This window comes from Algoriphagus sp., assembly GCF_024642405.1.
Classification (GTDB): domain Bacteria; phylum Bacteroidota; class Bacteroidia; order Cytophagales; family Cyclobacteriaceae; genus Algoriphagus.
In genome coordinates, this window is the sequence record NZ_JAHEBC010000141.1 from 1 (window position 1) to 9,569 (window position 9,569).

The 9,569-nt window shown below is 36.6% G+C and carries 9 protein-coding genes and 1 pseudogene; all 10 read left to right on the forward strand.

Annotated features, from left to right (window positions below; all coding sequences use genetic code 11):
- A partial coding sequence (locus Q0L68_RS11700; RefSeq protein ID WP_296703229.1) for an FAD-dependent oxidoreductase occupies positions 1-606 on the forward strand: 606 nt, incomplete at its 5' end.
- A complete protein-coding gene (locus Q0L68_RS11705; protein WP_296703231.1) occupies positions 603-2,147 on the forward strand; it encodes a 4Fe-4S binding protein in 1,545 nt (514 codons plus the stop codon). The genes Q0L68_RS11700 and Q0L68_RS11705, both read left to right, overlap by 4 nt.
- Positions 2,148-3,617 (forward strand): cellulose synthase family protein, encoded by a 1,470-nt coding sequence (locus tag Q0L68_RS11710; RefSeq protein WP_296703234.1) that lies wholly within the window; start codon positions 2,148-2,150, stop codon positions 3,615-3,617. It begins immediately after the preceding gene.
- A complete protein-coding gene (locus tag Q0L68_RS11715; RefSeq protein ID WP_296703236.1) occupies positions 3,607-4,317 on the forward strand; it encodes a glycosyltransferase family 2 protein in 711 nt (236 codons plus the stop codon). The genes Q0L68_RS11710 and Q0L68_RS11715 overlap by 11 nt, the downstream gene beginning before the upstream one ends.
- A gap of 11 nt (positions 4,318-4,328) precedes the next feature.
- Positions 4,329-5,204 (forward strand): hypothetical protein, encoded by an 876-nt coding sequence (locus Q0L68_RS11720; protein ID WP_296703238.1) that lies wholly within the window; start codon positions 4,329-4,331, stop codon positions 5,202-5,204.
- Entirely contained in the window at positions 5,201-6,556 is a 1,356-nt protein-coding gene (locus tag Q0L68_RS11725; protein ID WP_296703239.1) for a glycosyltransferase 87 family protein, read from the forward strand. Before Q0L68_RS11720 ends, Q0L68_RS11725 begins: the two co-directional genes overlap by 4 nt.
- The gene (locus tag Q0L68_RS11730; protein WP_296703242.1) at positions 6,546-7,289 is read left to right on the forward strand and encodes a DUF6503 family protein; all 744 of its coding nucleotides are present in this window, start codon (positions 6,546-6,548) and stop codon (positions 7,287-7,289) included. Before Q0L68_RS11725 ends, Q0L68_RS11730 begins: the two co-directional genes overlap by 11 nt.
- 25 nt (positions 7,290-7,314) lie before the next feature.
- On the forward strand, positions 7,315-8,061 hold the full coding sequence (locus Q0L68_RS11735; protein WP_296703244.1) for a DUF6503 family protein: 747 nt from the start codon (positions 7,315-7,317) through the stop codon (positions 8,059-8,061).
- Complete coding sequence (locus tag Q0L68_RS11740; protein ID WP_296703247.1) at positions 8,058-9,281, forward strand: bifunctional alpha/beta hydrolase/OsmC family protein; 1,224 nt, start codon at positions 8,058-8,060, stop codon at positions 9,279-9,281. Before Q0L68_RS11735 ends, Q0L68_RS11740 begins: the two co-directional genes overlap by 4 nt.
- Positions 9,278-9,569 (forward strand): annotated as a pseudogene (locus tag Q0L68_RS11745) (hypothetical protein); the annotation flags it as partial. The gene Q0L68_RS11740 and the pseudogene Q0L68_RS11745, both read left to right, overlap by 4 nt.

Below are 9,569 nucleotides of genomic sequence, written 5' to 3' on the forward strand. Positions count from 1 at the left end.
AGAGAAACTGGCTTGGAAGTAAATCGGGGAGTTAAAGTGGATTTCTATTTTAAAACTAATATCCCGAATGTCTATGCTATTGGTGATTGTGCAGAATTTCATGAAGCTCCAGCAGATGATAGACGTCCTATTGAACAAGTTTGGTACACAGGAAGGATGCATGGAGAGACTTTAGCTTATACACTAAATGGAAAAGCAACCTCGTACAAACCTGGGGTTTGGTTTAATTCAGCCAAGTTTTTGGATATAGAATATCAGACATATGGGACAGTTCCTCCTCAGTGGGAGGAAGGTATTATTACTTCTTTTTATTGGGAGCATAAATCCGGTAAAGTTTCATTTAGAATGTTGATGAACAAGGCCGGTGAAATATTGGGAGTAAATAATTTTGGTTTCAGATTAAAGCATGAGTTTTTTGACCATGCAATTAAAGAAAAATGGAAAGGAGAAAAAGTTATTTCAAAACTGGAGAAAGCTAATTTCGATCCTGAATTTTTTGCTCCCTATTATATAGAAATTCAAAAGGCATTTAATTCTCAATTTGGAACTGAAATCCGAGTTGGAAAAAAATCTTTTATTCAAAAATTATTTGGGGCAAGCGCATGAAACTAATCCAAAAAATAGGAATCTTATTGTTTCTGGTTGGGGTAATAACTTTCACTGCTATTCCATTTATAGGAACATATACTCTTGAAAAAGTTCAGGTTGCAGAGAATACAAAAGATATTCATCAAGAAAAGATGGTTGAAATTCTCACTCCAATGTATGGGGAAAAATTCAGTTCAAATTTTTCTTTTTTAAAAGAATTCAATTCTAATTTCAATAGCTATAATGATGATCTAAAAGCCCAATCGCTTTGGGATCAAGTAATTTGGGATGACTATAGTTTTCCATTGGCGAAAGCAAGTTTATCAAGTCCTGTCAAAGATAATCCCTGGTTGTTTTTTATTCTTTCAATAGGATTGGCTATGCTAGGCGGCTTAATGTATAATCTCCCAAGCCATAAAGATGAGCCTGCAGGAATTAAGAATAATGGTATTTTCCATTCTTCTATGAAAAATCGAGGCTGGATGGGAATGATAACCGGAGCCTATTTGATACTATTTTACATTATTCTGTATTGGTTCCCGGCCTATCTTGTGAATTTGGTTGCGATGGTTAACCCAATCAGTTTATTGTTAAGTGGGAACCCTGCAAGCCAATGGTTTTTATATGGTTTGATTTACACCATAGCGATAATTGTGATGGGGATCCGGATGTTTAGAAAATACAAAGGCAATAAATACCAACAACTCCGAACAGCTTCTGTCATGTTTTTCCAAACAGCTTTTGCTTTTTTGATACCGGAGATTCTGGTTTTATTTAATCAGCCGTATTTTGATTTCAAAAATATCTGGCCTCTGGACTATGATTTTTTCTATGATTATCAAATCGACACTTTTCTAAGTAGTGGAGGAGTAGGAATGTTTATGTTGATTTGGGGGATTTTATTAATTATCGTTGGAGTTCCTTTATTCACTTATTTCTATGGCAAACGATGGTATTGCTCTTGGGTATGTGGATGTGGAGGTTTGGCAGAGACAGTTGGTGACCCCTACCGACAGCTTTCTGATAAGAGTTTAAAAGCATGGAAATACGAGCGGGTAATTATTCACGGGGTATTAGTACTCGCCGTAGTGATGACCATTTTGACTATAGTAAATTACTTTTCAGGTTTTAGTCTTTTGGGAAATGTGACTAACCAGTTACATTCGTTCTATGGTTTTGCCATTGGATCAGCTTTTGCCGGTGTAGTCGGAACAGGATTTTACCCATTTATGGGAAATCGGGTATGGTGTAGATTTGGATGTCCCCTTGCAGCATATTTAGGAATAGTGCAACGATTCAAGTCTAGATTTAGAATCACCACGAACGGAGGACAATGTATTTCCTGCGGTAACTGTTCAACATATTGCGAGATGGGAATTGATGTAAGATGGTATGCTCAAAGAGGTCAAAACATCGTGAGGTCGAGTTGTGTTGGTTGCGGGGTTTGTTCATCTGTATGTCCGAGAGGCGTTTTAAAATTGGAGAATGATTCAGAAGAAGGTAGAATCAATGAATTGCCCATTATTATTGGAAATGATTCCATAAAGCTAAATGCCTAAATGATCTTTCTTTACCTTTTAATAGGAATATATATTCTGGGAATGCTGTACATATTTGTTTACAGTTTGGCCCAGGGAAATCTCTTATGGAACTTCTGGAAAGCAAGGAAGAAGCTCTCTAGCATTCCTATTAAAAAGATGGAAAATTGGCCAAAGGTCACTATCCAGCTTCCAGTATTTAATGAACTTTATGTAGTAGAGCGTTTGATTGAAGCTGCAGCTAAAATCAATTATCCGATAGACCTCTTGCAAATTCAATTGCTGGACGATAGTACTGATGAAACTGCTGATTTGATCCAAAAAAAAATTAAAGAATTTCCTAATATCAATTTTCAATATATCCATAGAATAGATAGAGTAGGTTTTAAAGCTGGAGCCTTAAAATATGGATTAGAAAAGGCAGAAGGGGAATTTATAGCAATTTTCGATGCTGATTTCGTTCCTGATCCAGACTTTCTATTAAAGACTTTACCGTTCTTTTCTTCTGAAAAAATCGGAATGGTTCAAACACGTTGGACTCATTTGAATAGAAATTATTCTTTGCTTACCCGGCTTCAAGCTTTTGCATTAGATGCGCACTTTCTTATCGAACAAATGGGGAGAAATATTCAACAAGCGTTCATCAATTTTAATGGTACCGGAGGAATATGGAGGAAAAGTTGCATTCTCGATGCTGGAAATTGGCATGATGATACCTTGACTGAAGATTTAGATTTGAGCTATAGGGCGCAAAGAAAAGGATGGGAATTCGTTTACAGACCAGAAATCGAATCACCAGCTGAATTGCCCCCAATTATGTCTGCCGTAAAATCCCAACAATTCCGTTGGACAAAAGGTGGTGCAGAATGTGCAGTTAAACATATCAGAGGAGTATTATCCCAAGACCTACCTTTCAGAGTTAAATTTCATGCATTAGCGCATTTATTTAATAGCAGTATTTTTATTGCAATCCTATTAGTTAGCTTCAGTAGCATAGGAGTATGGTGGGCAGGTGTCAAAGGATTTATTCCTGAAAACCTCTTTAAACTAGCGGGGGTATTTATGATAGGTTTTGTGATTATAGCAGGGGTATATTTAGTTTCCTACTTCTATGCTAGAAGATCGTTTATAAAGAGTTTGGGGCAAGTTTTCTGGCAATTACCTTTGTTTCTTTCGGTTTCTATGGGATTAGCACTCCACAATGCTCAGGCAGTTTGGGAGGGTTTGACAGGTAAAAAATCACCTTTTATCAGAACTCCAAAATTTAATCTGGAAAGTGGGAAACAAGGTTTGAAATCCAATAATTACATAAAATTCAAAATTCCATTCACCACCTACTTCGAAGGTCTTTTTGCCGTGATATTTTGGATAATGGTTTTCCTTCATGTTCAGTGGGGGACTTTTGAAATGCTGCCTTTTCACCTGATGTTAGCTCTAGGCTACAGTCTCGTATTTATCACTTCATTCAAAGCATACAGTCTTGGCAAATAGTAATACTTCCTTTGATAAATCCATCATAGATGTGATAATTCCTGCTTATAATGAGGAAAAATCTATTCCATTAGTGATTCGGGAAATTCCTAATTTTGTTAGGAATGTGGTTGTTGCAAATAATAATTCTACGGACGGGACAAAAGCTGCAGCAGAGAGAGAGGGAGCAATTGTAGTTTTTGAGAAACAAAAAGGATACGGAAAAGCATGCCTAACAGCAATGGCTTGGATAGAAAAGCAAGAAATCCAACCAGATATTGTTGTGTTTTTAGATGGGGATTTTAGTGATTATCCGGAAGAAATGAGTGATTTGGTTCTGCCGATTTTGGAAGGAGAAGCTGACATGGTAATTGGTTCTAGAGCGAAAGGACAAAAAGAAGCTGGATCAATGACATTCCCCCAAATATTCGGAAATTGGCTTGCTACGACCATGATGAGGTACATTCAGAAAGCTGATTATACGGATTTAGGGCCATTTCGTGCTATTTTATGGGATAGACTTAAGGATTTGAATATGGTTGATCAAAATTTTGGTTGGACCATAGAGATGCAGATTAAGGCACATAAAAAAGGACTTCGCTATACAGAGAGGCCAGTCAATTATAGGAAAAGAATAGGTGTTTCTAAAGTTAGCGGAACTGTAAAAGGGGTTTTTGGAGCAGGATACAAAATTATTTTGACCATTTTTAAATATTGGTAAACTGGTTTATAATGAGAAAATTAGCAATTACTCTTACGTTTTTGATATTATTTAGCTGCGGAGGTAAACCAAGAACCGGCGTGGATGAGGATCAATTTTCCAGCTATTGGTATCAAGGTCAAGCAGAGATAAATGTTTTTGATTTGGAGCAGTATCGATATGGAGAAAAACGCGAAGGAACTGCCGTGATGATCTTTGTCACTGAGGATTTCTCTAAACGAAAACAAGTAAAATTGGATAATCCAGAAGATGCAGGAGCGGATGCGAGGAAGGTCATTAAAATGAATATGACACGTGAATTTGTAACCGGAGTTTACCCCTACAATACTATGCTTTCGGTTTTCACTCCGGTATATGACGAAGAAAATGCTTTTAAGATTACAGCTTCGGTCACGGAGTGGTGCGGTCAATCTTTTATTCAAATGAATTGGAAGAATGGATCTTATCGAGCAAAACTATTTTCATACTTTGAGTCAGAGGGGGATCAAGAAGTTAAGCTCGAGGGCCCCAGTGAAGATGAAATTTTTAATACAATCCGTTTAAACCCTTCTATAGTACCCGAAGGCGATGTCCGTTTAATTCCTTCTTTGATCTTTCAAAGATTTTCTCATATCCCGCTAAAAGTAGAAAGGGCCTCAATTAGCAAAAGAAAAATCAGTGGAAATCAGGAAGAGTTGAGCCTTGAATACAAAACTATTAATAGAAAGCTAGTCGTACGATACCAGCAATTTTTCCCTTTTGAGATATTGAGTTGGGAAGAAATTCAGACAAAGCCCGATGGAAGTGTTGAAAGGACAATCGGAACAAGAAGGAATATGGAAAAACTGGATTATTGGAATAGGAATGGGCTACAAGATAAAGAGTTGCGAAGGGCTCTTGGACTTTGAAAATTCCTTTAAAACCCATACTCCAATTTACCCTATGGCTTTGCCTGCTTGCAGGGATTTTTGTTCTGAGTTTTATTCCTAGGGATAATTTTATTTCAACTCTCTTAATATTTTCTGCCTGTTTTCTGATTTTGGGAATACTTTATTTTTCTATTGAGGAAAGTAGGGAAAGATATATTTGGTGGTTTACCGGAGGCCTGTTTTTACGTTTGGTGTTGTTAGTCTCTATCCCTAAATGGTCGGAAGATTATGCAAGGTTTTTATGGGATGGGGAATTAATCAGACTAGAGCAAAACCCATATCTGGAAACACCTAAAGACTGGCTCGTTAATCATCCTAGTATAAAAAGTCCCTACTTGGAGAACTTGTTTGAGTTGATGAATTCTCCTGAATATTATTCCGTTTACCCTCCAAGCAATCAATTTCTTTTTTGGATAACTTCAATAGGGGCAAAACAAGATCCCTGGCAGGGAATAGTGGTACTTCGAATCTTGTTGATTCTTTCAGAAATCTTAGTTTTTTTTCTCCTACTTCAACTTTTTAAAACTGAGAAGATTCCGCCAAAAACATTGCTGCTCTATTGGTTTAATCCTTTTATTATTCTGGAAATTATTTCAAATCTACATTTTGAAGGGTTGGTTTTAGTGTTCTTGCTTCTTGCTCTTTTGGCATTTGGAAAGGCCAAAACAGAAAGTCTAGGTGGATTTTGGTCTTTGGCAATAGGTGTAAAAATCCTACCTCTTATGCTTGGTCCTTCTTTTCTTTTTTCAGAAAAGATCCGGAAATCATATTCATTTTGGCTTGTTTCTTTTTTTGGACTCGTCGTTTTATTTTCTCCTTTACTTTGGGAAAGTTCTTGGAAGAACTTTTTGGAGAGCTTAAGATTATATCAGGGAAAGTTTGAATTTAATGCCTCAATTTATTATCTGTTCAGAGAAGTGGGGTTTTGGATCAAAGGTTATAACACAATTGCTTCATTGACAAAGCTATTGAGCTTGCTCACCTTATTTGGTATAGCCTATTTCGCATGGAAAAAAAAGCCAAATACTATAGTTCAAATGGCTGAAGTCTGGACTATGAGTTACCTGGTCTATTTGATACTTCAACCCGTGGTACATCCATGGTATATTATCCCGGCTTTTGGATTAAGTTTATTGACAAAAATTAGATCACTGACTGTTTGGACTTTTACTGCTATATTTTCTTATCAAGCTTACAGTAATCAAGAAAACTATGAAAATCCTTGGTTATTATTGCTTGAATATGGAATGGTGGGGTTGGCATTATTGTGGGATTACAAAAAGGGGAATATTAATTTAAGATCAGAGAAAATACAGAGTTATGAATCATAAAGCAGGAATCTTCTTAATGGGGTTGCTTAGTTTTTTAATGGTATGCTGCTCACAGGATTCTGAAAAAAGAGCCAAAGAAATTCTTGAAAAGTCCATTGAAGCTCATGGAGGTCAGCAAGCCTGGGATAATTTAGAATCACTGAAATTTAGAAAAAGGACAAAATTACTTTTGGAAGATGGTTCTGTTGAAAGTGAAACAGATCAATGGATTCAATTTAGAATGAAGCCATATTTTGAAGGAAGCTTATCCTGGACAAGCGATAGTGTTGAGCATATTTCCACTTTCGATGGAACAGAAATGAAGTATACTATGGGAGGAAATTCGGTCCAAAACCCTGATTTTTTGAAATCTAAAAAGAAAGACTTTGATGCGGCTTATTATGTTATCGCCCAACCTTGGAAGCTTTTGCAAGATGAAAATGTTACTTTGACGTATGAAGGACAAAAAAAACTAGATACAGGAAAACTTGCAGAGTCAGTAAGAGTAAACTACGGTCCGGAGGATGATGTATGGTGGTTTTATTTTGACCCCCTGTCATTTGAAATGATTGGTAATGAAGTTCAACTTAAAGATCACAGAAGTTATATTGTGAATAATTCCATGGTTTCCGATGGACCTTTTCTTTTTTATGGAATTAGAACAAGTTATAGAATTGATGAAAATGGAAATAAGTTATATGTACGTGCGGCATATGAATACTCTGATTTTGAAATAAATATTCAGAATGATTAATTAAATTAAAGATTAGGTTTTTGAAATGATAAAGAATTTTACCCCCTTATACTTCCTGCTGTTTTTGGCTTTTACGGCCTGTGATTCAAGAACAGATGCAGAGAAAATTGTAGATAAAGCCATTGATGCCCATGGAGGGAAGGCTTATGAAGACTCGATAATCGAATTTGATTTTCGGGACATTCACTATATTATTTATAAAACTCCCGATTCTTTTGAATACATCAGAGAGTTTGACCATGAGTCTGGTCAGGTCAGAGATGTATTGAATAACGAAGGCTTTTTGAGGACAGTAAATGGAGTTGAATTAGATACCCTAAATGCAGAATGGATTGGGAAATACACTCGTTCAGTTAATTCAGTAGCTTATTTTGCGTTTCTACCTTATGGTTTAAACGATCCTGCAGCTATAAAGACTTATTTAGGATTAACTGAAATTAAAGGTGAAGAATACCATTTGATCAAAGTGACTTTTAAACAAGATGGTGGTGGGGAAGACTTTGAAGATGAGTTTTTGTACTGGTTCGGGAAAGACGATTACTTGATGGATTATATGGCCTATTATTATCTAACCGATGGTGGAGGCGTGAGAATGAGGTCCGTGACCGACGTGATGGAAGTAGGAGGAATTCGCTTTCAGAATTATTTAAACTTAAAGCCTGAAATTGAGAAAACACCCGTTGGAAAGATGCAGGAATTATATCTTGAAGGGAAGTTGGAGGTATTATCGGAAATCAACACGGAAAATATTAAAGTGGAAAAACTTCAATGAACCCATTAAAACTGACATTTAGGAATCGGAAAGGTTTGGATCTAGCGGCTCATTTGTATATCCCTTTAGATCAAAACCCAAGATTCTATGCAGTTTTTGCACATTGTTTTACTTGCTCCCAAAATTTCTCTGCTGTTAGAAGAATCAGTACTTCTCTTTCCCAGCAAGGAATTGCAGTTCTAAGTTTTGATTTTACCGGTTTGGGAAGGAGTGATGGAGAATTTGAAGAAAGTACATTTTCGTCAAACATTTCTGATTTACTTGACGCTTCAGATTTTTTAGAAAGGAATTACGAATCTCCAAAGATGATGGTTGGTCATTCCTTAGGTGGTGCTGCCGTTATGTATGCAAGCTTTGATTTACCAAAAGTAGAAGCAGTCATAACGATTGGCGCTCCTGCTTTTCCGGGGCACATCAAAAAGCTTTTTAAAGAAAGTATTTCTAAGATTAAGGAAATGGGAAGTGCAGAAGTAGTGATAGGAGGAAGACCTTTTCGGGTTTCGAAGCAGTTTTTGGAGGATCTAGAACAAAAACCTTTAGAGAATATGCTTAAGAAACTGAATAAGTCTCTTCTCATTATGCATTCTCCCCAAGATGAAATCGTGGATATTCAAAATGCAGCTGAGCTATATAACGCTGCAAAGCATCCCAAAAGCTTTATTTCTCTGGATGGCTCTGATCACATGGTTTCTAAGGAAACTGATAGTGAATATGTAGGAGAAGTAATAGCTAGTTGGAGCAAAAGGTATGTTTCTTTAGAAAAAACAACGGAAAATCTCTATGATACTGAGGGAAATCAGGTGAAAGTGAGATTATCTGGACCTGGTTTTACGACGGAGATTAAAACTCCCCATCATCACATGATTGCAGATGAACCCTTGGAAGTAGGTGGAGATAATTTGGGACCTAATCCTTATGATTTTTTAATGGCTTCTTTGGGTAGTTGTACTGCAATGACGCTTAAGATGTATGCAGATCGAAAAAAATGGAAACTAAATGAAGTAACTGTTTTTCTAAATCATGATAAAGTCCATTTGAATGACAGTAAAAACCCTTCCGAAAAAGAATCGAAAGTAAGTCGATTTACCAGATTGATAAATTTAGAAGGGGCTTTAGATGAAGATCAAAGACAAAGACTTCTGGAAATTTCGCATCGTTGCCCAGTTCATCGTACATTAGAGGAAGATATTGTAATTCAGACACTTCTAAAAAAGAAATGAAACCTTGGTACACTAAATATTTATTGAGTTCGATAGCAGTATTTATTGCTTTCGCAATGATTTGGTGGACTTTGCCAGAGGAAGAAATCATCAAAGCTGTAGAAAAATGGAAAGGGGTTTGTTGGGTAGGAAGCAGATCACCTTTAGAAGGCAAAGAACTTAGGATTTTAAAATCTACTGGAGCTAACGCTTTATCACAAACACCTTTCGGTTGGCAAAGTGAGATAAACAGTCCAGAAATCCGTTGGGAAGTCAATGCAGAAAGACAATGGTGGGGAGAATCGGCAA

Excerpts from the sequence above, each read along its gene's own strand:
- Q0L68_RS11705 (WP_296703231.1), top strand. The coding sequence starts at position 603 with ATGAAACTAATCCAAAAAATAGGAATCTTATTGTTTCTGGTTGGGGTA.
- Q0L68_RS11710 (WP_296703234.1), top strand. The coding sequence starts at position 2,148 with ATGATCTTTCTTTACCTTTTAATAGGAATATATATTCTGGGAATGCTG.
- Q0L68_RS11720 (WP_296703238.1), top strand. The coding sequence starts at position 4,329 with ATGAGAAAATTAGCAATTACTCTTACGTTTTTGATATTATTTAGCTGC.
- Q0L68_RS11730 (WP_296703242.1), top strand. The coding sequence starts at position 6,546 with ATGAATCATAAAGCAGGAATCTTCTTAATGGGGTTGCTTAGTTTTTTA.
- Q0L68_RS11735 (WP_296703244.1), top strand. The coding sequence starts at position 7,315 with ATGATAAAGAATTTTACCCCCTTATACTTCCTGCTGTTTTTGGCTTTT.
- Q0L68_RS11740 (WP_296703247.1), top strand. The coding sequence starts at position 8,058 with ATGAACCCATTAAAACTGACATTTAGGAATCGGAAAGGTTTGGATCTA.